Below are 23,339 nucleotides of genomic sequence, written 5' to 3'. Positions count from 1 at the left end.
TTCTTAACCTTTTATAATCTCAAGCCGCTATCTTCAATCCAATCCCATAAATGTTGTGCAAATGATCGTCTGACAAATAGGTTAACTACATTTTCTTCTTTATGGTGTAGAATTACATCTATATGATTTAAAACTGTTTGAGTTGTTGATCCTTTTTTTTCTTTAAATTCATTAAAATTAAAGGGAGATCCTGCTGAAAAGATTTCATAAATATTTTTTCCTTTAAGTTCCAATTGAACAAATTGATCAGTTACATCAACAACAGCACCTAAATTCGTTTTTGAAATGCTATTAAATAACATTTCATATAGTTCGTATTTATTGTTATCTTTGTTTACAAGTTCATTTGAAACTATCATCCATTCATCTGGGCTAAGCCATATTGCTGTTAATTTATCACTCGTTGTTGAAGTGTTTGCCTCTGTAGGTAAGATCATATTAAGATTTTTACCAATATTTGTTAAAAATTCTCTTTTTTTACCTCTTAAATTAATTTTCATTACTGGTGATATTTCTTTTACTGAAATAATTTCTTGATTAATTTCATTTTTAATAACTGAATTGTAATTAAGCATTTAACCTCTCATTTTTTTCATCATAAAATACTGGATTTGCAACAGTGACATTAATATTTTTATTTTCCATGGGCACAAAAAGTTTTTTTCCCATCATATCTTTTCCACCTCTAACTACTGCAAGTGCTATTGATTTCTTTAGGTTTGGACTGAAATAACTTGATGTTACATGTCCTAGCATTTCAACCGGACTTTGATTTAACTCAGAAACTATTTGGGCTCCTTCTTCTAAAACTTCATTTGGATCCTCTGTTAATAAACCTACTAATTGCTTTCTATCTTCTCTCATTGTATCTGATCTATAAAGAGATCTTTTACCTATGAAATCGTATTTCTTCTTGCTTACTATCCAATCCATTTGAAGATCGATAGGGGTCATTGTTCCGTCAGTATCTTGACCTACAATAATGAAACCTTTTTCTGCCCTTAATAAGTGCATTGTTTCAGTTCCATAAGGCGTAATGTTAAATTCTTGACCTGCTTCCATACACTTTTCCCATAAATCTTTTCCATAACTTGCTTGAACATTTATTTCGTAGCTATGTTCTCCAGTAAAACTAATTCTCATTATTCTGCATTGGATATTACCTATATGAGCCTCTTTGAATGACATATGAGGAAAGTTTTCATCTGATAAATCTAAATCAGGAATTATTTTTTTAAGAATTTTTTTACTATTAGGTCCACATAAACTCGCTGTAGCGTAATGATCTGTTACAGAGGTTAAGTAAACATCAAGTTCAGGCCATTCTGTTTGAAGATAATCTTCAAGTTTTCCTAAAACATTCGCAGCACCACCAGTTGTTGTGGTCATGATATAATGATTTTCACCTAATCTTGTTGTAACTCCATCATCATAAACCATACCATCCTCGTTTAGCATTAGCCCATATCTACATTTTCCTATAGCTAATTTTGACCAAGCATTTGTATAAACTCTATTTAAAAATTCAGAAGCATCACTTCCTTGAATATCAATTTTACCAAGAGTAGAGGCATCTAATATACCGGCACTTTCTCTAGCAGCTTTACTTTCTCTTTGCACTGCTTGATGCATAGTTTCTCCGTTAATAGGGTAGTACCATGCTCTCTTCCATTGACCTACATTTTCAAATTCAGCTTTATTTTCAACATGCCAATCATTCATTGGCGTTCTTCTAAAAATATCAAAAAACTTTCCTACATTTCGACCTACAATAGTTCCAAATGTTAATGGTGTATAAGGAGGTCTAAATGTAGTAGTTCCTAATTCTCCCATTTTAACGCCGGCAGTATCTGCAATTATTCCTAATGCATGCATATTTCCTAGTTTACCTTGATCAGTTCCCATACCAGTAGTCGTGTATCTTTTAACGTGCTCAATAGATCTAAAACCTTCTCTTAATGCTAATTTGATATCTTTAGCTGTTGCATCGTTTTGATAATCTACAAATGGTTTAGTTTTGCCTATAGGTTTATCAGAAGGAAGTAACCAAATATTTCTTTTTGAATTTTCCTGATCGATCTCAACTCTAATATAATCTAAATCTGTTTCTTTAATATTTAGATTATCTTTAAGCTTTTGATTTAAATTATTAATGATTTCATCAATTTTAAAATCTCCACCACAAGATCCTACACTTATTTGATCGGATGTATTCTGATTTGGTAAGAAAATTTGTTTTTCCTCATTAAACTTAAGTTTACTACCTGATTGTGTATATAAATGTACAGCAGGTGTCCAACCACCAGCAACTCCCAAGCAATCACATGAAATAGAAATTTTACTTCCAGTCACTGAAGTACCATCATTAGATAGTTTCATGATTGAAATACTATTTAATCTTTTATAACCAGCTGTATCAACAATCGAATGCGACCAGTAAACTTTAATACCTGCTTCTTTTACTTTTTTTACAATTTTACTTTCAGATTGTTCTCTTATATCAATAATTGCCTCAACATTTATACCTTTGTTATATAGTGACAAAGCACTTTCGTAAGCACTATCATTATTTGTAAAAAATACATTTTTACTACCACAAGCAACTCCATAAAATTCACTGTATTTTTTAACAGCAGATGAAAGCATTATTCCTGGTCTATCGTTATTATTAAATATCAAAGGTCTTTCTAATGCACCTGTAGCTAAAATAACTTTCTTAGCTCTAATTTTAAGAAGTCTTTGTCTGATTTTATTTGTTTTATCTTTTGCCTCTAAATGATCAGTTAGATTTTCTCTAGCCAAAAGATAATTATATTGATGATAAGCAGCTACACTTGTTCTGGTTTTTATCTCAAGATTTTTGATATTTTTAAGTTCCTCTATTTCTTTTTTTAACCATTCAGAAGGAGTTTTATTATTAATTTTGTTAAATTCATTGTTTTCATAAATAGTTGAGCCACCAAGTTCATTTTTTTCATCAACTAACATCGTTTTAAAATTATTTTTAGCTGCATTTTTTGCTGCTAATATTCCTGATATACCTGCGCCTACTACCAATACATCACAGTGAATATTTCGGTGGTCATAAATGTCAGGGTCACTTGATGTTGGTGATTTCCCCAAACCAGCTGAGTGTCGTATAAAAAATTCATATTTCTCCCAGAAACTAGCAGGCCACATAAATGTTTTGTAATAAAAACCTGCTGGAAAAAAAGGGGAGAGAAAATTGTTTATTCCACCAATATCAAATTCTACACTTGGCCAACAATTTTGACTGGATGCCTCTAAACCTTCGTAAATCTCGACTTCTGTTGCTCTAACATTAGGTTCTGTTCTGTTGGTACCAGGATTTACTTGAACTATGGCATTTGGTTCTTCAGAACCAGAAGTCATAATTCCTCTTGGTCTATGATATTTAAAACTTCTTCCAACTAAATGAACATTGTTTGCAAGTAACGCTGAGGCTAACGTATCACCTTTAAACCCATGGTAAGTTTTGCCATTAAATTTAAAGGAAATTCTATTAGTTTCATCAATGTACTCACTGGATTTTACTCTTAAGTTTTTAGTCATTTTATTGAGCGGGTGGTTTTTCACCCATTTTATAAATTGCTTTTATTTCGTCGTTAGAAGTATCTCTAACCATATTAAACCATTTACGACAACCGTGTGCATGGTTCCATCTTTCAAATTGAACACCTTTAATATTTTTTCTCATAAATAAATATTCTGCCCACTCATCATCACTTAATTCTGTCGGTTGCTTAGGTCTTTCAATATGAGCTTCACCACCAGCTTTAAATTCTTGCTGATCTCGTTCTCCACAGTATGGACAGTTTATTAAAAACATTAATGAGCAACCGCTGCAGCGCCATGTTCATCAACAAGGTCTCCGCTTACAAATCTATTTAAATTAAATGCAGCATTAAGTTTGTGTGGCTCATCATTTGCAATAGTATGTGCAAACAAATCTCCAGATCCAGGGGTTGCTTTAAATCCTCCAGTACCCCAACCACAATTAAAGTATAATCCTTTAATTGAAGTTTTACTTAAAATTGGACTAGCGTCAGGACAAATATCTACTATTCCTCCCCATTGTCTTAACATTCTCATTCTACTGAAAATTGGATATAATTCTAAAATAGCATTTAATGTACCTTCAACTATTTGATGACTACCTTTTTGAGTATAAGAAACATAATCATCCGTTCCAGCACCAATGACTAATTCTCCTTTGTCAGATTGACTAACATAAGCATGCACTGCGTTAGACATTACAACTGTATCAATAATTGGTTTTACTGGTTCAGAAACTAAAGCCTGTAAAGGTTTACTTTCAAGTGGGAGTCTTAGACCAGCCATATTAGCTATTACACTAGAATGACCAGCTGCAACGACACCTACTTTTTTAGTTTTAATAAATCCTTTAGTTGTTTCTATTCCTTCAACACTATCTCCATTTCTTTTTATTCCTTTAACTTCACAATTTTGAATAATATCAACACCCATTTCATCAGCTCCTCTTGCATATCCCCAAGCAACAGCATCATGTCTTGCTGTACCAGCTCTTCGTTGTAAAGTTCCTCCTAAAACAGGGTATCTAATATCTGGTGATGTGTTTATAATTGGACAAAATTTTTTAACTTCTTCAGTGCTTAAGTAGACTGCATCAATTCCATTTAGTCTATTTGCATGTGTTCGTCTTTTTAAATCTCTAACATCTTGTAAATTATGCGCTAGGTTCATTACACCTCTTTGACTAAACATTACATTGTAGTTTAGTTCTTGAGATAAACCTTCCCAAATTTTTAATGCATGATCATATAATCCTGCACTTGCGTCCCATAAATAATTTGATCTAATAATTGTTGTATTACGTCCAGTATTTCCACCACCAATCCAACCTTTCTCAACTACAGCAATATTATTCATATTGTGTTTTTTTGCCAAATAGTAGGCTGTTGCTAATCCATGGCCACCACCACCAACAATAACTGCATCGTACTCTTTTTTAGGAGCAGGATCTTTCCAAGCTCTTTGCCAATTTTCATGATATGAAAGAGCATTTTTGATTAACGAAAATACTGAGTACTTATTTCTCATAATAATTGAATAATTACTTTATATATATTGAATTTTCAATACAATCGCTTAATACACAATGTCATACGGAAGAGTGGGTGAGAGGCTGAAACCAGTCGTTTGCTAAATGACCGTGCGAGGAAACTTGTACCGAGGGTTCGAATCCCTCCTCTTCCGCCACTAAAATAGAGGCTGATCTTTAAAAAAGTTTTTCATGGTCACAGGTCGTTGTTCCAAAATATATCTATAGACATTATAATTTTCCATTACACGCTGTACGTAATTTCTTGTTTCTCTAAATTTTATTAATTCAACCCAATCAACATAATCAACTTGTTTCTTTTGTGGATCTTTATTTATTTTTTTCCAATATTTAACTCTATTAGGTCCAGCATTATATGCAGCGACGGCAAAAGGGTAGGCACCATCATATTGTAGAATTAAACCTGCAATATAATGTGAACCTAAATTAATATTATATTCTGGATCAGTGGTTAATCTTGATTTTGAATAAGGAAGTTTAGCTTGTTTCGAAACTAATTTTGCGGTGTAAGGCATCAATTGCATTAATCCTTTTGCGCCTGCATGACTATTAGCCTCTAAATCAAATTCACTTTCTTGTCTAATTATAGATAAGATCAAAGCACTTTCTGGAATTTTTCTTTTATTAATATATTTAGGAGTGCTAATTATTGGGTAGTTGTATTTATTATGAAATCTTTTTTGATAAGATGCAATTTTTGAAACCTGAATAGCAAAATCATATCTGTTTATACTTGTAGCTAATTCTGCAGCCAAAACTTCACTACCTTTAGCTATATTGTCGTTAGCTAAATGTCTTAAAATATGTTTTGTGTATTTATCTTTCTTTAATTCATCTAGAAGATAAGAAATTTTTACAAGCTCTTTATTAAAAAATTGAATTCTATATTTTGGATCAATTTCCATGTCTTTATCTAACTCAAATTTTCCATTTGGATTTAATTTTAAAAAAGCTAGCTGACCATAGTAAGTAGTAAGATATTTTGTAGCTTCTCTGTACCAATTATTTGATTGCTCTCTTTCGCCTATTTTTTCATAAGCTCTTCCAAGCCAATACGCACCCCTAGATAAACTTATTGGATAACTAACATTTTCATAAAAATTTTTAAAATGATTTTTAGCAGTCAAAGGATCGTTTAAAAAACTTAATGCTATCCATCCACTCATCCATTCAGCAGCCGCAAATTCAGATCCTTCAGTCATTCCATGATTGCTTGAAATTTTATATGAAGCTTCATATTTCTTTTTATAAAGCAATGCTCTTGAGATAATTTCTCTTTCTTTCCACCATTTATCAGGTCTAACTAAATATTCTTTATCATTTCTTATTTTCAGTAATATTTCAGCTGATGAATCTACACGTCCTTTTTTTCTTCTCCATTTCAATCGATCATAGTTTAATCCAGCATCATTCTTAAATTTTTGAGGAACATTTGCTATGGCTTGATCAACCCCATAGCCTTTACTCATTAAAAGATGTCTTGCATTATATAAAAGTTCGTAATCTTTTGGCAGATATCTTATTAACCTTTGTAAATCCCAACGATCTCCGTTCCAAGCTAAATAATCAGCTCGTTTGATATAGTCATCTGCATTTAAATATTTTTTATATTTTTTTCTAAAATATTTTAATTCATTTTTGGATAAATCCGCTTTTATCCAACCTTCTTTAATTAGTTTTATACCCTTATTTTTGTCACCAATTAAAACATGACTTTCTCCAAGTATCATTTTTCCATAGCCGCTTAATGGACTTTTTTCTCCAAACCAATTTATTATTTTTTTTGGTGAAACACTTTCTGTAGACAATTTATGTTCAGCTAGATATCTAATTCTGTCTATTCTAGGATAATCAGAATTTTTATTTAAAAACACTTGATAATCGTAAAATGACGCCTGGTTACCAGACGTTAAAAGATGTCTCCATTGTATAAAATTATAAATAGATTTGTCTTTTGCTTTTTTTGCTATTTTAAGTGCAGAAGACCATTTACTCTTCTGCATTTCTGAAATAGATTTTTTAGCTAACCCGAAGTCTTTTTTACTATAATATCTTGAAATCTTAATATTCTTAGCTGTGCTAGTACCAGCTATAGTTGGTTTTTTTTTTGGTATTTTAAAACTTAATTTTTTTTCTTTTAAAACCAACTCTTTTTTAACAATCACTTCTTCGATTTCAATTTCTTTGGTTTTTGAGGGTTTCTTTAAGGGTTTAAGAATATTTATAGATATTTTTTTTTGAATTTCTTCTTTACTCAAAACAGGTTTCTTTAAGGGTACAAGTGAATTGATTTCGGCAAAGAGATTATTTGAAAACATTAATATTGCTGCAGTGAAACCTAAAAATAATATTTTTTTGAGCATAATCTTTTAGTATATGAATCTTTAAACTATGTTATAAGTATTTATGTTTAAAGGATCAAATGTTGCTTTAATTACACCATTTAAAAATAATGGTCTAGATGAGGAAGCATATATAAAATTAATCCATTTCCACATTGATAATGGCACCAATGGTCTTGTTCCAGCTGGTACAACAGGTGAATCTCCTACGTTAAGTCATGATGAGCATCAAAGAGTAATAGATTTATGCATAAAAGAAAGTAATGGAAAAATTCCAGTTATTGCTGGTACAGGTTCCAACTCAACAGAGGAGGCTATTTCTTTAACCACACATGCAGAAAAAGCAGGAGCTAACGGTGCTTTGATAGTTACACCTTATTACAACAAACCAACCCAAGAAGGCTTGTATCAACATTATAAAGCAATTAATGACAAGTGTGGCATTCCAATTATAATTTATAATATTCCTGGTAGATCTGTGATTGATATGTCAGTGGATACAATGGCCAGACTGTATGAATTAAAAAATATAGTTGGAGTTAAAGATGCAACAGGTGATTTAGATAGAGTTAATCAGACACTTGCAAAAATGGGTAAAGATTTTATTCAATTAACAGGAAATGATGATAATGCTTTTGAATTTAATAAACGTGGGGGAGTAGGTACTATCAGTGTAACAGCTAATATTGCACCTAAACTTTGCTCAGATTTTCAAAAATTCTCTAAATCAGACACAGATAACGAAATGAAAGAAGCAGAAAGATTAGATAAAATATTACAACCAGTTCATCACTCAATGTTTGTTGAGAGCAATCCTAGTCCTGTAAAATATGCTGCAAAACTTTTAGGACTTTGTGATGACAATGTGAGACTACCACTTGTAAAAGTAACAGACACAACAAAAGAAATTGTAAAAAAAACTCTTCAGTCTGCTAAGTTAATTTAATGAACAAAAAAACCAATCCTGGTTTGAAAATCATTTGTTTAAATAGAAAAGCTAGTTTTAATTATTTTTTTGAAGATCTTTTTGAAGCTGGAATTGTTTTAAAGGGATCAGAGATTAAATCAGTAAGAGAGGGCAAGGTCAATATCGCTGAGTCTTATGCTGTTGAAAAGGGAGGTGAAATTGTTTTAATTAATTCACATATATCTCCATACAAGCAAGCCAGTTACTCTAATCACAACCCAATAGATGATAGAAAATTGCTTCTTAATAAAAAAGAAATAAATAAATTGATCGGTAAAATGCAAAGAGATGGTTTCACATTAGTTCCAACAAAAATGTATTTTAAAAAAGGAAAAGCTAAAATAGAACTAGCTGTTGCAAAAGGGAAAAAGCAATATGATAAAAGAGCAACAAAAAAAAGTAGAGATTGGAACCGTGAAAAGGCAAGATATATTAGAAAATCAAGCTAAAATTGTTTTTTTAGGAATAGGTTCAAATTTAGGTATAAGGAAAAGAAATATAGAAAAAGCAAAATTTTTATTAGCAGAACATAGCTTAGATGTTCTCGCGGTATCCAGTTATTATGAAACCCCTTCCTGGCCTGACCCACGAAAACCTAAGTTCCTAAACATAATTTTAAAATTAAAATGTTATTACAGTCCTCAAGAACTATTAAAAATATGTAAATCTATAGAAAATCAATTAGGTAGAAAAAAAGCGGAAAAAAATGCTCCTCGTACATGTGATTTAGATATAATCGATTTTAATAATTTGGTATCAAAAAAAAACTCTAAGATTAATTTACCTCATAAAATGATGCACAAAAGAAACTTTGTATTATTTCCATTATTTGAGATTCAAAAGAATTGGATCCATCCTTATAAACAAATTGATGTTAAAACCTTGATTTCTCAGCTTCCTGATAGAGACATTAGATCTATTAAACAAATTTGATTTAATGGTATAATATTAATTATGCTTAATTCAAACGAACTTATAAATAAAGTTAAGGATTACAATAAATTTCTTAATCCTGAAAAATTGGATAAAGCATATAATTTTGCTGTTAAAGCACATAAGAGTCAAAAAAGAGCTTCGGGTGATCCTTATTCTGTTCACCCAATTGAGGTTGCAAATATTTTAACTGAATTAAAATTAGATAGCGCTACAATTACAACGGGTCTGTTGCACGATACTATAGAAGATACTTTTGCAACTTATGAAACTATCAAACAAGAATTTGGTGATGAGGTTGCTGATTTAGTCGACGGTGTAACTAAAATTTCTGCATTTGAAAATTCAGCTGGAGCTAATTCTAAAGTTGAGAATTTCAGAAAATTAATTTTAGCAACATCAAAAGATATCAGAGTTCTGTTAGTGAAAATTGCCGATCGACTGCATAATATGAGGACCATTAAAGCAATTACAAAAGAAGATAAAAGAAAAAGGATAGCTCAAGAAACTATGGAAATTTATGCCCCATTAGCTGATAGAATGGGAATGCATAGAATAAGAGACGAACTTGAGGATTTATCTTTTGAAATTTTAAATAATGATGCAAGAAAATTAATAAAAAAAAGACTTGATGAAATAAAATTGGATAGAAAAGATTTATTTGAAGAACAATCTTTTGAGTTAAGTGAAATATTGAATGATAATGAGATTAATGCAGAGATTCATGGTAGAGAAAAAACACCTTTTTCAATTTGGAGAAAAGTCCAAAAAAAAAGAGTTTCCCTTGAACAAATAACAGACATTATTGGATTTAGGATAATTTTAAAAAACGTAGACGATTGTTACAAAACTCTCGGGATTTTTCATAAAAAATGGAATTGTATACCGGGAAAATTTAAAGATTATATTTCATCTCCAAAAATAAATGGTTATAAATCTATTCATACTTCTGTAATTGGTTCAAATAAAAAACCAATAGAAATTCAAATTAGAACACATGAAATGCACGAATTTGCAGAGAGAGGTGTTGCATCTCATTGGCAGTATAAATCTTCTGAAAAATTTAACTCTTTAAGCTGGAAGGAGTATGATTGGTTAAAAGATCTTGTTGAGATTATAGAAAAAAATGAAAACCCTGAAGACTCATATGAGTATACAAAACTACAAATGTTTCAAGAAAACGTATTTTGTTTCACACCAAAAGGTTCAGTAATTAAATTACCTAAAGACGCAACAGCCATAGATTTTGCATATGCTGTTCATACTAAAATTGGTAATTCAGCAGTTAGTTGTGAAATTAATGGAAACAAAAGCGAATTACAAACTATTTTAAGAAATGGTGATCGAGTAAATATTATAACATCTAAAAATAATTCACCGTCACTTCACTGGATACCAACAACTAAAACAGGTAAAGCTAGAGCAGCAATAAGAAGATATTGGCATGATAAAGGAGAGCAAAAAGAGGAAAAAACAAAAAAATACAATACCACTCTATGGATGTCATTACCTGATAAACCAGGTCAATTAGGAGATATAAGCTCACTAATTGGAAGTCATAAATTAAATATATCGAGCTTAGAAATGGTTGGTAAAAATCCCAATTATATTAATTTTAAATTCAAATTAATTATTAGAAACCTTAAGAACTTTACTAATTTTATTGCAGAGCTAAAACAAAAGAGTATAAAATTTAAGATAATTAGACACGAAGAAAAAAGAAATGCTTTCACTCAAAAAATCCTTAAGTATTTTAAAAAAAACTAATGCATTATTAGAAGGTCACTTTGTTTTATCCTCAGGTCTACATTCTTCAAAATATATTCAATGTGCAAAACTTTTAAGTTACCCTAATTTAGCTGATAAAATTTGCAAATCCTTAGCAAAAAAAATTAAAAAAAAATTTAAAAAAATTGATTTAATATTAGCTCCTGCAATGGGGGGGGTAATTATTGGATATGAAATAGGAAAATTGCTTAAAAAAGAAACAATTTTTTGCGAAAGAGTAAATGGTAAATTTACTCTCAGAAGAGGTTTTAATATTAAAAAAGGTACAAGAGTATTAATTATAGAAGATGTAATCACTACGGGAAAATCAAGTTTGGAGTGTGTTAAATTGATTAAAAAATCAAAAGCAAAATTAATTGGATTTGCATCCATTATTGATCGATCAACCAAACAATCTTTAAAAATAAAAACTGGAATAACATCTCATTTAAAAATTGATGTTCCAACTTATAAAGCAAATAAATTACCACAAGAACTTAAATCTATACCAATAACAACTCCAGGAAGCAGATTTATTAAGTGAAAAGGTTAGGTGTAAATATAGATCATATTGCAACTCTACGAAACGCTCGTGGAGAGAAACATCCAGATCCACTATACGCAGCCAAAAAAGTTATTAGTTATGGAGCCGATTCCGTAACAATACATTTAAGAGAAGATAGAAGGCATATAAATGATATTGATGCAAAAAAAATCTGTGGTTTAAGAAATGTACCTGTAAACCTTGAAATTTCTATGAACAAAGAAATTGTTAATAAAGTACTTAAGATAAAACCAAATTTTATCTGTTTAGTTCCAGAAAATAGAAAAGAAATTACTACCGAAGGAGGCTTAAATATAAAAAAAAATCTTAATAAATTAGATAAAATTATTAAAAAATTTAAAAAAGCAAAGATAAGAACAAGTTTATTCATTAATCCTTCCTCAAATGACATTAGACTTGCTAAAAAATTAAATGCTGATTGTATTGAAATACATACTGGAAAACTAGCAAACCTAGTTAAATCAAAAAAAAATTATTCTAATGAATTAAACAGAATTAAAAAAAGTACAAAATTAGCATCAAGTTTAAATATAGAAGTTCATGCTGGTCATGGTTTAGATTATAAAACCACGAAAATGTTAACAAAAATAATAGAAATTGAGGAGTATAATATTGGACATTTTATAATTGGAGAGTCAATATTTGATGGATTTTCAAAAGTAATTAAAAACTTTAAAAAAATTATAAAAAAATAAATGAAAATTCTTGGTATTGGTGTTGATATTGTTGAAAATAAAAGAATTCAAAAATCGATTAAAAATCCTTTATTTAAAAAAAGAATTTACTCATCTAAAGAATTGAAACAATCTAATGCTTCAAGCAATAAAGTAGCTTATTTTTCAAAGAGATTTGCTGCAAAAGAAGCATTTTCTAAAGCTCTTGGCACAGGTTTTCGTATGAATTTAAATTTTAAAGATATAGAAGTTGCTAATAACAAAATGGGAAAGCCTTATTATGTTAAAAATAAAAAAATTACAAAAATCATTCAAAAAAACTTTAAAATCAAAAATTTTAAATGTTTTCTATCAATTTCGGATGAAAAAAATTATTCAACAGCATTTACTATTATTCAAACATCATGAAATTAGATAAAAATTTTTTTTCAGAAAATATAAAAACTTTAATTTATGCATTAATAATTGCAGTTATAATTAGATCACTTTTAGTACAACCATTTTATATTCCATCATCATCCATGGAACCTACTTTATTAGTAGGTGATAGGTTGTTTGTAACAAAATATACCTATGGATATAGCAAACACTCATTTCCTTTTAGTCCTCCAATATTAAACAAAAGAATTATGTTTAGTAGTCCTGAAAGAGGTGATGTAATTGTATTTAAAACACCAGCAGATAATCGTACAGATTACATTAAAAGATTAATTGGTTTACCTGGTGATAAAATTCAATTTATAGACTCTAATTTATATTTAAATAATTCTGAAATTCTTAAATCTAAAATTAATAACAAAACTACAATTTTCTGTGGTGACAAAAGTATTGATGTTTATAGATTTGAAGAAAAACTTTCAAATGGTAAAAAATTTCATACTGTTTATTTAAAAGATTATACCTATCAAAATTCTGATGTGTTTACTGTACCAAAAGATCATTATTTCTTTTTAGGGGATAACAGAGACTGTTCTAAAGATAGCAGGTACTTAACAAGTGTTGGATATGTGCATAAAGATAATTTAGTAGGAAAAGCTCAATTTATATTTTTCTCTTCAGATAAAAGAATAGGAAGTTTTGTTGAATTTTGGAAATGGCATAAGTCAATAAGATTTAATAGAACCTTTAATAAAATTAATTAATGAAAATTAATTATCAAAGTTTAGAAAAAAAAATTGATTTAAAATTTAAAAATAAAGATCTACTTATTCAAGCCCTCACGCATAAAAGCTTTAATCCAAATGAAAATAATGAAAAGATAGAGTTTCTAGGCGATAGAGTTCTTGGTTTAGTCATAGCAAAAAAACTTTTAGAAATTTATCCAGGAGAAAAAGAGGGTATTCTTGATAAAAAATTTGCATCGCTAGTTAATAAAAAAACTTGTCTGGATATAGCAAAAAAAATCAATTTAGCTAGCTATGTTAAAACATTTAACTCCAACAATAGAAAAATAAAAATTGAGGACAAAATAATATCTGATAGCTGTGAAGCATTAATTGGTGCTATTTATCTTGATAAAGGTTTTACAATAGTTGAAAAAACAATTTTAAACTTGTGGCAAGATCATATTGAAAAAAGTGTAGTTACAGAAATAGATGCAAAAACAAAGTTACAGGAATTAACTTTAAAAAACTTTAAAAAATTACCTACTTATAAATTAATTTCAAATACAGGTCCAAGACACAAACCCATATTTAAAGTTGGAGTAAAATTGCCTAATACAAAATATTTTATAGCGACTGGAAAATCAAAGAAAGAAGCTGAGCAAAATGCCGCTATAGAATGTTTAAAAAATACAAATAAAAAATGAATTGGTCAGACGAAGGATTTTTAATAAGTAAAAATAGATATAATGAAAATTCATTAATTGCTGAATTATATACAAAACATAAAGGAAAGATATCCGGAATTATATTTGGCGGTACTTCAAAAAAAATTAAAAATTATCTTCAGCTTGGTAATAAACTCCATGTTAATTACAATTCTAAAAATGAAAACAGAATAGGTTATTTTAAAATTGAAATTTTAAATGCTTATACTCCATTATATTTTGATCATAAGCAAAAGTTATCCTGTATCACATCTGCTATGAATTTGATCAAAATATTAACAGCAGAGTCTCAATCTAACGATAAAGTTTATTTTATAATTCAAAATTTATTTTTAATTTTAAAAGAAAAAGATTGGATAAAAAAATATATATTTTGGGAATTAGAATTACTTAAAATATTAGGATACGACTTAGCCCTTGAAAATTTAGTTGAAAAAGATTTAGAAGGTAACAAAACTGTATATTATGCAAGTTCTTTAAATGAAAAAAAATATGTACCTAATTTTTTGATTGAAAAAGATATAGAAGTTAATGATCTTGGTACTTTATTGAACGGTTTGAAATTGGTAGGCGATTATTTGGATAAAACTATATTAAGACCAAATAATTTAAATTATCCAAATAGCAGGTTGTTATTCTTAAATACGTTAAAATAATTATTTTATTATTTTATCAATTCTATCAGCGTAATAGCTTACTATAGCATTGGCACCAGCTCTCTTAAAAGCAACTAAGCTTTCATATATAGCATCTTTATTAATCAATTTTTTTGTTATAGCTGTTTCAATTAAGCTGTATTCTCCTGATACTTGATAGGCAAATACAGGTAATTTAAATTTTTCTTTAATTGATTTTATTATGTCTAAGTAGGGCATACCTGGTTTAACCATTACCATATCAGCACCTTCTTTAATATCTAATGCAACTTCTCTTAAAGCTTCATCAGAATTTCTATAATCCATCTGATAAGTTTTTTTATTTCCTTTTAAAGAACCTTTAGATCCGACAGCATCTCTAAAAGGTCCATAAAAGCTTGAGGCATATTTTGCAGCGTACGATAATATTTGAACATTTTGGAATTTGTTTTTATCTAAAGCTTTTCTTATTTTTCCTATTCTGCCATCCATCATGTCTGAAGGTGCCAGTACATCACAACCCATCTCAGCTTGTAGTAATGATTGATTGATCAAAACCTCAATTGTTTCGTCATTTAATATAATGTTAGACTTGATCAAACCATCATGACCATGTGATGTGTAAGGATCTAAAGCAACATCGCACATTATACCGATTTGGTTTTTGTATCTTTTTTTGACTTCTTGTATCGCTTTACAAACTAAATTATTTTCATTTAGTGATTCTGTTCCCAATTCATCTTTTTTTGAGTTTTGTGTCTTTGGGAAAAGAGCTATCATTGGTATTCCTAATTTTATTGCTTTATCCACAATTTGGCTCAATCGATTAATTGTATACCTGTAAACGCCAGGCATTGATGAAATCTCTTGTCGTTTATTTGACCCTTCAATTAAAAAAATAGGGAGTATAAAATCATTTGGACTTAAGGTATTTTCTTGAATCAATCTTCTTGACCAAGGATCTTTTCTGCTTCTTCTGAGTCTAAGACTAGGATATTTACCAATAATCATGTTTTAATTTACTTTTAAATTGCGACAAATGTAATATACACATATACAAAAAAAAGAGTAGAAAGCAATCACGATGGCGACAGAAAACTCAAAAGTTGTAGACTTAAACATCAAAAAAGAAGATAGGATTTTGGACTTTAGTGATTTCCAGAAACAAGAAATTAAGTTTGATATAGAGAAATTACAAGAAGCATATCACCAGATAGTTAAGATTAAAAAATTTGAAGATGCAGGTGTTACTCACTTTGGTGCTATATCTCTAACTCAAATACCTGGTGATCCAGATTCAATAAAAGGTAATAAAGCTCGTGGAGTATACTGGACTAAACCTGACAAATCAGGAAAAGAAGTTTCTAGAGATGAAATGATTGATGAATCATCTTACTCAGAATTTATTAAAGACTATGATAACACATATTTTAAAGAGGTTTATGATGTCCTTTCAAAAAAATATAAACTTGGAAGAGTTAGGATTCTTTTAAAAGAGCCTAGATCAACTTTAAGTTGGCACAGAGATCCTGAACCAAGATTACATATACCTATTATAACAAACCCTGGTTGTTTAATGGTAATTGATAATGTTGCTAAACATATGCCTGCTGATGGTTCAGTTTGGGTTACAAACAATACTAAGTATCACAACGCATTTAATGGTGGAGAAGAGAATAGAATACATTTAGTTGCTTGTGTTTTAGATTACAAATTTAATTAATTTGAGAAAAATATTTATTTCATCAGATCACGCTGGATTTAAATTAAAAGAAACAATCAAAGATTATTTAAGGAATAACAAAGTAAAATTTGAGGATCTTGGTCCCAAAGATGATAGCAGTGTTGATTATCCTGACTATGCTCACAAAGTTGCTAGAAAAGTCAAATCAAGAAAGAGTAATGTTGGTATTTTAGTGTGTGGATCTGGGACTGGAATGAATATTGCGGCAAATAAGCATAAAAATATTCGCGCTGCACAATGTTTTAATCTAAAATCAACGAAATTATCCAGATTGCATAACGATGCAAACATCATTACATTAGGGTCACGGTTGATAACCAAAAAAAATGCTTTGAAATTTGTAAGTGTTTTTTTAAATACTAAATTTGATGGTGGTAGACACTTGAGAAGAGTTAAGAAAATATAATTATGTCGAGCGAAAAAAGTTATTTAAACGATAGTTATAAAAGTTTTTTTGAGGATAGTTTATCTGTAAAAGATCCTGAACTTTATAAAGCTATTAAAGATGAATTAATAAGACAACAGCAACATATTGAGCTAATTGCGTCTGAAAATATAGTATCTCAAGCAGTATTAGAAGCACAAGGATCAGTTTTAACTAACAAATATGCCGAAGGTTATCCTGGCAAAAGATATTATAATGGTTGCGAGCATGTTGATGTAGCAGAAAACCTTGCCATTGAAAGATTAAAAAAATTATTTAATTGCAAATTTGCAAATGCTCAACCACACTCAGGTGCGCAAGCTAATGGAGCAGTGTTTTTAGCCTTATTAAGCCCAGGTGATACATTTATGGGTATGAGTTTAAATTCAGGTGGCCACATTACTCATGGATTAAAAATTTCAATGTCTGGTAAATGGTTTAATGCTGTAGGCTATGATGTAGATAAAGAATCTGAGTTGATAGATTATGATAATGTTGAAAAACTTGCATTAGAACATAAACCAAAATTAATAATTGCGGGTGGGAGTGCTTATTCTAGAGTAATTGACTTTAAAAGATTTAGAGAGATTGCAGATAAAGTTGGAGCATACTTGATGGTTGATATGGCTCATTTCTCAGGTTTAGTTGCTGGTAAAGGATACCCTAATCCCTGTGATTATGCTCATGTGGTTACTTCTACAACTCATAAGGTTTTTAGAAGTGCAAGAGGAGGAATAATTTTAACTAATCACGAAGAACTTGCTAAAAAATTTAATACAGCTGTTTTCCCTGGTTACCAAGGAGGTCCTTTAATGCATATTATTGCTGCAAAAGCAGCTGGCTTTCTTGAAGCGCTACAACCAGAATTTCAAGATTACATTAAATCTGTATTAGCAAACGCTAAAATGTTAGCAGAAACTTTAAAAAATAATGGATTTAAAATTTACTCAGATGGGACAGATACACATTTGATGTTGGTTGATTTAAGACCCTACAATGTAAAAGGAAATCTTGCTGCAGAGAGTTTATCTAGAGCAAATATTACATGTAATAAAAATGGTATTCCATTTGATACAGAAAAACCCATGATTACATCTGGAATAAGATTAGGAACTCAAGCGGCTACAACTCGTGGATTTGGTTTAAATGAGTTTAAAACAGTAGGTGAATTAATAACAAAAACTTTAAAAGGTTTATCTGAAAATCCAACAGATAATAGCAAAATAGAAAACGAAGTAAAAAATGAAGTTATTTCTTTAACTTCTTCATTTCCGATATATAAGAACCTTTAGTAAATGATTTGTCCGTGCGAAAAAAAAGGTGATACATCTGTTGTAGACTCACGTCCAACTGAAGATGGTACCGCAATAAGAAGAAGAAGATTATGCATATGCGGTGAAAGATTTACTACATTTGAGAGAATTCAATTTAGAGAATTGATGGTTGTAAAAAAAAATGGAAGAAAATCATCATTTGACCGTGATAAATTATCTAAATCAATCTACATAGCTCTAAAAAAAAGACCAATAGATACGGCTACAATAGAAAAATTCATCAGTAACATTTCAAGATCTCTTGAAGAACTAGGACAAGGAGAGATATCAACAAATACAATTGGGACAATGGTTATGGATGGATTAAAAGATTTAGACCCAGTTGGATATGTAAGATTTGCATCTGTATATAGAAACTTTAGAGAAGAAAAAGATTTCGTACAATTCGTGGACAAGCTTGATGTCTACAAAAAAAGATAAATTTTCATCAAAAGATAAATTTTACATGGAATTAGCCTTGGACTTGGCTAAATCTCGTCATGGACAGACAGGATCAAATCCTTCTGTAGGCTGTCTTATTGTCAAAAATGATAAAATTATTTCCATAGGACAAACCTCATTTAATGGAAGACCACACGCTGAATTTAATGCGATTAAAAATAGTTTTGATGAATTAGAAGGCTCAAAAATGTATGTTACTTTAGAGCCATGTTGTCATCATGGATTAACACCACCATGCACTGATGCGATAATAAAATCAAAAATTTCTGAGGTTATATATTCTGTTACCGACATAGATAAAAGAGTAAGAAATAAAAGTTTTAAAATTTTAAAGTCAAAAAAAATAATTGTAAAAAAAGGTTTATTAAAAAGCAAAATTGAAAGTTTTTATTTACCTTATTTTTTTAATAGAAAGAAAAAATTACCTTTTGTTACTGGCAAAATAGCTATTTCAAAAAATAATATTATTTACAGCAAGAATCAAAAAAAAATTACAAATTCTTACTCAGATAAGTTTACACACATGTTGAGATATCAAAATGATAGTTTGATGATTACTCACAAAACACTAAATAAAGATAATCCAAAACTAAATTGCCGTTTGAAAGGTTTTGAAAAATTTTCTCCAAAAAGAATTATTTTAGACAACAAGTTAAATTCTAAAATAAATAGTTATATAATTAAATCCTCTAATAATAAAAATACTTTAATATTTTATAATAAAGCTGACAAATCAAAAATTTCAAAATTTAAAAGAAAAGGAATACATCTAATTAAATCTCGAGTTGATAGAAATAACAGATTTGACATTAAATTAATTTTGAAAAAATTATATAATTATGGGTGCAGAAATTTACTAATCGAAGGGGGAGATAAATTAACAAATTCACTGATTAAGGATAAAATATTTAATAAATTTTATTTATATAAAAGTCCAAAAAACCTCTCTAAAAACTTCGAATATTTGAAATTTAGTAGTCAAAATATATTAAATCAAAAATATAAAACAAAAATTAATCTAAATCTCAATTTACGAAAAGACATAATAACACTATATAGTTAGAAAAAAATGTTTAACGGAATAATTTATAACCAAGGTACAATTACTAAAATTATTAAAAGACCTAAAGGTCTTAATATTTTTGTTAAAAGTAATGTTAAAGTATCCAATAAAGACATGGGCTTGTCAGTTGCTTGTGATGGTGTTTGTCTAACTTTAATTTCATATAAATCCAAAATTATGGAATTTTATCTTTCGAAAGAAACAATAATTCGATCAAAATTCAAATTTTTAAAAATAAAAGATAAAATAAACTTAGAATTACCTTTAAAATACGGTACAAAAATTTCAGGACATATTTGTCAAGGACATGTTGATACTGTTGGTAAAGTATTAAGTATTAAAAAAATAGATAAATCATTTCTTTTTGACTTTGATTTACCTAAAAAGGAAAGAAAACATTTAATAGAAAAAGCATCAATCTGTGTGAATGGTATTTCTCTTACAATTTCAAAAGTGACTAAAAAAGGTTTCCAAATTTGGATTATCCCTCACACCTACAAAGAAACGAATTTATCAACTTTAAAAAAATCTAGTTTAGTTAACATAGAGATAGATATCTTGTCTAAATACGTTAGGAATTATTTTAATGGAAAAAAATAATTTTGCGTCAATAGAGTCAATTATTAGTGTGGCTAAAAAAGGTGGTATGTTTATTTTAGTAGATGATGAAAAAAGAGAAAATGAAGGAGATTTAGTTATTTCAACCTCGGACACAAATGCAAAGAACATTAACTTCATGGCAAAATACGGGCGAGGCTTGATTTGTTTAGCACTTGATTCACTTCAAGCAAAAAGATTAAATTTATCTTTAATGTCTCCAGTAAATCAATCAAGAAACAAGACAGCATTTACAATTTCTATTGAAGCAAAAAAAGGAATAACAACAGGTATATCTGCTAAAGATAGAGCGAAAACAATCAAAATTGCTTCAAAAAAAAATGTAAATAAAAGTGAAATTGTTTCACCTGGTCACGTGTTTCCAATTATTGCTAAAGATGGTGGTGTTCTTGTTCGAGCAGGACACACTGAAGCTTCAGTTGATATATCTAAATTAGCAAAAAAAAATAACTCAGCTGTAATTTGTGAAATCATGAATGAAGACGGTACAATGGCGAAAGGTCAGCATTTATTCAATTTTGCAAAAAAACATAAATTAAAAATTGGAAAAATAGAAGATCTGATCGCATATAGGCTAAAAAAAGAAAAACTTATTAAACTTAAAAAGCAAAGCAAGATTGATGTAAAAAATCAAAAATACAATATTAGAATTTATGAGAATCTTTTAGATGGTTCAGAGCACTTCGCATTAATAAAAGGTAAAATAAAAAAAGGTATTACTCCACGAGTAAGAGTAATTTCTTCTAATGTTGTACAAAATTATCTAATAAATCAATCACTACCAAATTCATTTAACAAGACTTTAAATTATTTTAAAAAATATCAAAATTGCGTTTTAGTTTTTATCAAAGATTCAAATTTAAAATCAGTAACTCAGACTTTAAAAGATTATAAAAACAAAGACTTTTATAAAAAAGGAAATGATAAGTTAATAAGAAATTATGGTATAGGAGCTCAAATTATTAAAGACTTAAAAATTAAAAACATGATATTAATCACCAAATCACCAAAAAAAGTTATTGGTCTTGATGGTTATGGTATAAAAATTACAAAACAGGAATTAATTTGATGAAAAAAAAATATTTAATTGTTGTAGCAGATTATTATAAAGATATTGCTGATGGTTTAATAAGCAGTGCTCTAAAAATAATTCCAAAAAAAAATATAATAAAAATTATTAAAGTACCTGGTGCTTTTGAAATTCCAGTTACAATCTCTAAAAATTTAAATAAATATGATGGTTTTTTAGCTTTAGGATGTGTAATTAAAGGTCAAACTCCGCACTTTGATTTTATTTCTCAAGCTTCAACAGATGCTATAATGAAATTATCTATAGATAGTAAAAAACCAATTGGAAATGGAATAATTACCTGTCTTAATATGGCTCAAGCAAGAGCAAGAAGAAAAAAAGGTGCTGAAGCTGCAGAAGCTGTGATTTCAGTTTTGTCTCAAAAATGAGAACTCATTTTAATCCAAAAAATAACCCTAGAGTTATAATTATTCAGAAATTATATGGTAAATTTTATAATGAAGATGATGCTTTAGATTTTCCAAAACACAGATTTAAAAAATTTATTAAAGATATTGTTTTAGGCACGATAGAAAGAAACGATCTTATTTTAGATGAATTAAATAATAAATTAGGAGATGAATTCGTATTTGAAAAATTAGATAAAGTTTTTCAAACAATTTTAAAAGCAGCAACTTATGAATTTATGTATAAGCCAAATTTATCTATAAATATAATTATTAAAGAATATTTAAATTCATCTAATTTTTTTCTTGAAGATTCACAAACAAAGTATCTTAATGCTTTATTAGATAACGTTGGAAAAAAATTAAGATCTAACAATGCATGAATTTGATCTAATAAATAATTATTTTTTTAAAATAGCTAAAAAAAATAAATCTGCTCTTAACCTAAATGATGATGTTTTTTTTGATAAAAAAAGAGGTGTTGTTATATCTGTTGATACATACAATATTGGTACGCATTTTTATGATTTTAAATCCCCAGATTTAGTAATTAAAAAAATATTAAGATCATCAGTTTCTGATTTAATTTGTAAAGGTGTAAAACCAAAGTTTTATTTTATTTCTGGTTCTGGTAATAAAAAAACATTTACAAAAAACAATTTATATAAAATCTCAAAATCACTTAAATCAGAACAAAATAAATTTAATATTGACTTATGTGGTGGTGACACAACTTTTTCAAATAAACTAAGTTTCACAATCACTTCATTAGGATATGCGAATAAAATAATTTATCGTAATAAAGCTAAATTAAATGATGACATTTATGTTACAGGAAATTTGGGAGATAGTTATATAGGTCTTAAAGTATTAAGTAATAAAGCTAGATTTAAAAATAAAGACAAATTATTTTTTTTAGATAAATATTACAAACCAGAGTTACCTTTAAATTTAACAAAATATTTATTAAAATTTGCAAACAGCTCTATCGATGTTTCAGATGGATTAATTGATGATTTGGCAAAAATGATTAATAGACAAAGTTTATCATTTCACTTGTTTGAAAATAAAATACCTGTTTCCAATAAATTGAGTAATTTAATTAAAAAACAAAGATTGAATAAAATTAATCTAATTTCTAATGGAGATGATTATCAGGTGTTATTTACTGCAAATATTAATAAAGCTAGAATCATTCAAAAAGCTTCTAAAACAACTGGAATTAAAATAACTAAAATTGGTAAAATTGTATCTGGTAAACATAGATCTTTGATATTCGATGAAAAAGGCAAGCAAATACGAGCTAAAACCAAAGGTTATATTCATCAGTTTTAGAAGTTAATCGTTGTCTTTTCTATCTTTTTTTGTATTGTGCGGGCTTAAAAATTTAACAACCAACA

Annotated in this window: 26 protein-coding genes and 1 tRNA gene; 21 read left to right on the top strand and 6 right to left on the bottom strand. The window is 28.7% G+C overall.

All coding sequences use genetic code 11. The features are described 5' to 3' along the window. Positions 1–11: 11 nt before the first annotated feature. Genes DT059_RS06695 through DT059_RS06680 form a run of 4 tightly spaced genes read right to left on the bottom strand, consistent with a single transcriptional unit; the run spans position 12 to position 5,103 of the window. Positions 12–575 (bottom strand): sarcosine oxidase subunit gamma, encoded by a 564-nt coding sequence (locus DT059_RS06695; RefSeq protein ID WP_145597821.1) that lies wholly within the window; start codon positions 573–575, stop codon positions 12–14. Further along, positions 568–3,573: a sarcosine oxidase subunit alpha family protein gene (locus DT059_RS06690; protein ID WP_145597820.1), complete on the bottom strand. Its 3,006-nt coding sequence runs from the start codon at positions 3,571–3,573 to the stop codon at positions 568–570. Before DT059_RS06690 ends, DT059_RS06695 begins: the two co-directional genes overlap by 8 nt. A gap of 1 nt (position 3,574) precedes the next feature. Beyond that, entirely contained in the window at positions 3,575–3,850 is a 276-nt protein-coding gene (locus DT059_RS06685) for a sarcosine oxidase subunit delta (protein WP_145597818.1), read from the bottom strand. Further along, positions 3,850–5,103 carry a sarcosine oxidase subunit beta family protein gene (locus DT059_RS06680; protein ID WP_145597812.1) on the bottom strand — a complete coding sequence of 418 codons (1,254 nt, stop codon included), beginning with the start codon at positions 5,101–5,103 and terminating at the stop codon, positions 3,850–3,852. Before DT059_RS06680 ends, DT059_RS06685 begins: the two co-directional genes overlap by 1 nt. Before the next feature lie 67 nt (positions 5,104–5,170). Between DT059_RS06680 and DT059_RS06675 the strand changes: the two genes are divergently transcribed. Further along, positions 5,171–5,262, top strand: a tRNA-Ser gene (locus tag DT059_RS06675). On the opposite strand, the gene DT059_RS06670 is transcribed toward DT059_RS06675, so the two are convergent. Beyond that, positions 5,263–7,488 carry a lytic transglycosylase domain-containing protein gene (locus DT059_RS06670; RefSeq protein ID WP_145597810.1) on the bottom strand — a complete coding sequence of 742 codons (2,226 nt, stop codon included), beginning with the start codon at positions 7,486–7,488 and terminating at the stop codon, positions 5,263–5,265. Between the two features lie 43 nt (positions 7,489–7,531). Between DT059_RS06670 and dapA the strand changes: the two genes are divergently transcribed. The 10 genes from dapA to recO are packed head-to-tail and all read left to right on the top strand — an operon-like array spanning position 7,532 to position 14,860. Next, positions 7,532–8,413 (top strand): 4-hydroxy-tetrahydrodipicolinate synthase, encoded by an 882-nt coding sequence (gene dapA / locus DT059_RS06665; RefSeq protein ID WP_145597808.1) that lies wholly within the window; start codon positions 7,532–7,534, stop codon positions 8,411–8,413. Further along, positions 8,413–8,883: an SsrA-binding protein SmpB gene (gene smpB / locus DT059_RS06660; RefSeq protein WP_145597806.1), complete on the top strand. Its 471-nt coding sequence runs from the start codon at positions 8,413–8,415 to the stop codon at positions 8,881–8,883. The genes dapA and smpB overlap by 1 nt, the downstream gene beginning before the upstream one ends. Continuing rightward, positions 8,810–9,367, top strand: coding sequence for a 2-amino-4-hydroxy-6-hydroxymethyldihydropteridine diphosphokinase (gene folK / locus DT059_RS06655; RefSeq protein WP_240704597.1), 558 nt, complete (start codon positions 8,810–8,812; stop codon positions 9,365–9,367). The genes smpB and folK overlap by 74 nt, the downstream gene beginning before the upstream one ends. A gap of 21 nt (positions 9,368–9,388) precedes the next feature. Further along, positions 9,389–11,134 (top strand): RelA/SpoT family protein, encoded by a 1,746-nt coding sequence (locus DT059_RS06650; RefSeq protein ID WP_145597804.1) that lies wholly within the window; start codon positions 9,389–9,391, stop codon positions 11,132–11,134. Continuing rightward, a complete protein-coding gene (pyrE, locus tag DT059_RS06645) occupies positions 11,091–11,678 on the top strand; it encodes an orotate phosphoribosyltransferase (RefSeq protein ID WP_145597802.1) in 588 nt (195 codons plus the stop codon). The genes DT059_RS06650 and pyrE overlap by 44 nt, the downstream gene beginning before the upstream one ends. After that, complete coding sequence (locus tag DT059_RS06640; RefSeq protein ID WP_145597800.1) at positions 11,675–12,394, top strand: pyridoxine 5'-phosphate synthase; 720 nt, start codon at positions 11,675–11,677, stop codon at positions 12,392–12,394. The genes pyrE and DT059_RS06640 overlap by 4 nt, the downstream gene beginning before the upstream one ends. Next, positions 12,395–12,781, top strand: a complete 387-nt coding sequence (acpS, locus tag DT059_RS06635; protein ID WP_145597798.1) for a holo-ACP synthase — start codon at positions 12,395–12,397, stop codon at positions 12,779–12,781. Continuing rightward, complete coding sequence (lepB, locus tag DT059_RS06630; RefSeq protein WP_145597796.1) at positions 12,778–13,515, top strand: signal peptidase I; 738 nt, start codon at positions 12,778–12,780, stop codon at positions 13,513–13,515. The genes acpS and lepB overlap by 4 nt, the downstream gene beginning before the upstream one ends. Then, a complete protein-coding gene (rnc, locus tag DT059_RS06625) occupies positions 13,515–14,183 on the top strand; it encodes a ribonuclease III (protein WP_145597794.1) in 669 nt (222 codons plus the stop codon). The genes lepB and rnc overlap by 1 nt, the downstream gene beginning before the upstream one ends. Continuing rightward, positions 14,180–14,860, top strand: a complete 681-nt coding sequence (recO, locus tag DT059_RS06620; RefSeq protein WP_145597792.1) for a DNA repair protein RecO — start codon at positions 14,180–14,182, stop codon at positions 14,858–14,860. The genes rnc and recO overlap by 4 nt, the downstream gene beginning before the upstream one ends. Here recO and hemB read toward each other — a convergent pair whose 3' ends face one another. Next, on the bottom strand, positions 14,861–15,850 hold the full coding sequence (hemB, locus tag DT059_RS06615) for a porphobilinogen synthase (protein ID WP_145597790.1): 990 nt from the start codon (positions 15,848–15,850) through the stop codon (positions 14,861–14,863). Positions 15,851–15,923: 73 nt separating this feature from the next. On the opposite strand from hemB, the gene DT059_RS06610 reads away from it, so the two are divergent. Genes DT059_RS06610 through thiL form a run of 10 tightly spaced genes read left to right on the top strand, consistent with a single transcriptional unit; the run spans position 15,924 to position 23,274 of the window. Beyond that, positions 15,924–16,562 (top strand): aspartyl/asparaginyl beta-hydroxylase domain-containing protein, encoded by a 639-nt coding sequence (locus tag DT059_RS06610; protein WP_145597788.1) that lies wholly within the window; start codon positions 15,924–15,926, stop codon positions 16,560–16,562. A 1-nt stretch (position 16,563) separates the two neighbouring features. Continuing rightward, positions 16,564–16,989 carry a ribose 5-phosphate isomerase B gene (gene rpiB, locus DT059_RS06605; RefSeq protein WP_145597786.1) on the top strand — a complete coding sequence of 142 codons (426 nt, stop codon included), beginning with the start codon at positions 16,564–16,566 and terminating at the stop codon, positions 16,987–16,989. A gap of 2 nt (positions 16,990–16,991) precedes the next feature. Further along, the gene (gene glyA, locus DT059_RS06600) at positions 16,992–18,299 is read left to right on the top strand and encodes a serine hydroxymethyltransferase (RefSeq protein ID WP_145597785.1); all 1,308 of its coding nucleotides are present in this window, start codon (positions 16,992–16,994) and stop codon (positions 18,297–18,299) included. Between the two features lie 3 nt (positions 18,300–18,302). Continuing rightward, positions 18,303–18,761, top strand: coding sequence for a transcriptional regulator NrdR (gene nrdR, locus DT059_RS06595; protein WP_075536337.1), 459 nt, complete (start codon positions 18,303–18,305; stop codon positions 18,759–18,761). Next, positions 18,742–19,845, top strand: a complete 1,104-nt coding sequence (ribD, locus tag DT059_RS06590) for a bifunctional diaminohydroxyphosphoribosylaminopyrimidine deaminase/5-amino-6-(5-phosphoribosylamino)uracil reductase RibD (RefSeq protein WP_145597783.1) — start codon at positions 18,742–18,744, stop codon at positions 19,843–19,845. The genes nrdR and ribD overlap by 20 nt, the downstream gene beginning before the upstream one ends. Positions 19,846–19,851: 6 nt before the next feature. Then, the gene (locus tag DT059_RS06585) at positions 19,852–20,445 is read left to right on the top strand and encodes a riboflavin synthase (protein ID WP_075503529.1); all 594 of its coding nucleotides are present in this window, start codon (positions 19,852–19,854) and stop codon (positions 20,443–20,445) included. Next, positions 20,432–21,532 carry a 3,4-dihydroxy-2-butanone-4-phosphate synthase gene (ribB, locus tag DT059_RS06580; protein ID WP_145597781.1) on the top strand — a complete coding sequence of 367 codons (1,101 nt, stop codon included), beginning with the start codon at positions 20,432–20,434 and terminating at the stop codon, positions 21,530–21,532. Before DT059_RS06585 ends, ribB begins: the two co-directional genes overlap by 14 nt. Further along, complete coding sequence (ribH, locus tag DT059_RS06575; RefSeq protein WP_145597779.1) at positions 21,532–21,921, top strand: 6,7-dimethyl-8-ribityllumazine synthase; 390 nt, start codon at positions 21,532–21,534, stop codon at positions 21,919–21,921. Before ribB ends, ribH begins: the two co-directional genes overlap by 1 nt. Continuing rightward, a complete protein-coding gene (locus tag DT059_RS06570) occupies positions 21,918–22,322 on the top strand; it encodes a transcription antitermination factor NusB (RefSeq protein ID WP_145597777.1) in 405 nt (134 codons plus the stop codon). The genes ribH and DT059_RS06570 overlap by 4 nt, the downstream gene beginning before the upstream one ends. After that, positions 22,315–23,274: a thiamine-phosphate kinase gene (gene thiL / locus DT059_RS06565; protein WP_145597775.1), complete on the top strand. Its 960-nt coding sequence runs from the start codon at positions 22,315–22,317 to the stop codon at positions 23,272–23,274. Before DT059_RS06570 ends, thiL begins: the two co-directional genes overlap by 8 nt. Positions 23,275–23,339: the final 65 nt, after the last annotated feature.

The sequence above is a fragment of the Candidatus Pelagibacter sp. FZCC0015 genome, assembly GCF_007833635.1.
Lineage (GTDB): Bacteria > Pseudomonadota > Alphaproteobacteria > Pelagibacterales > Pelagibacteraceae > Pelagibacter.
Note: the sequence above shows the minus strand (reverse complement) of the source record. Positions and strands in the feature narration are given on the sequence as shown.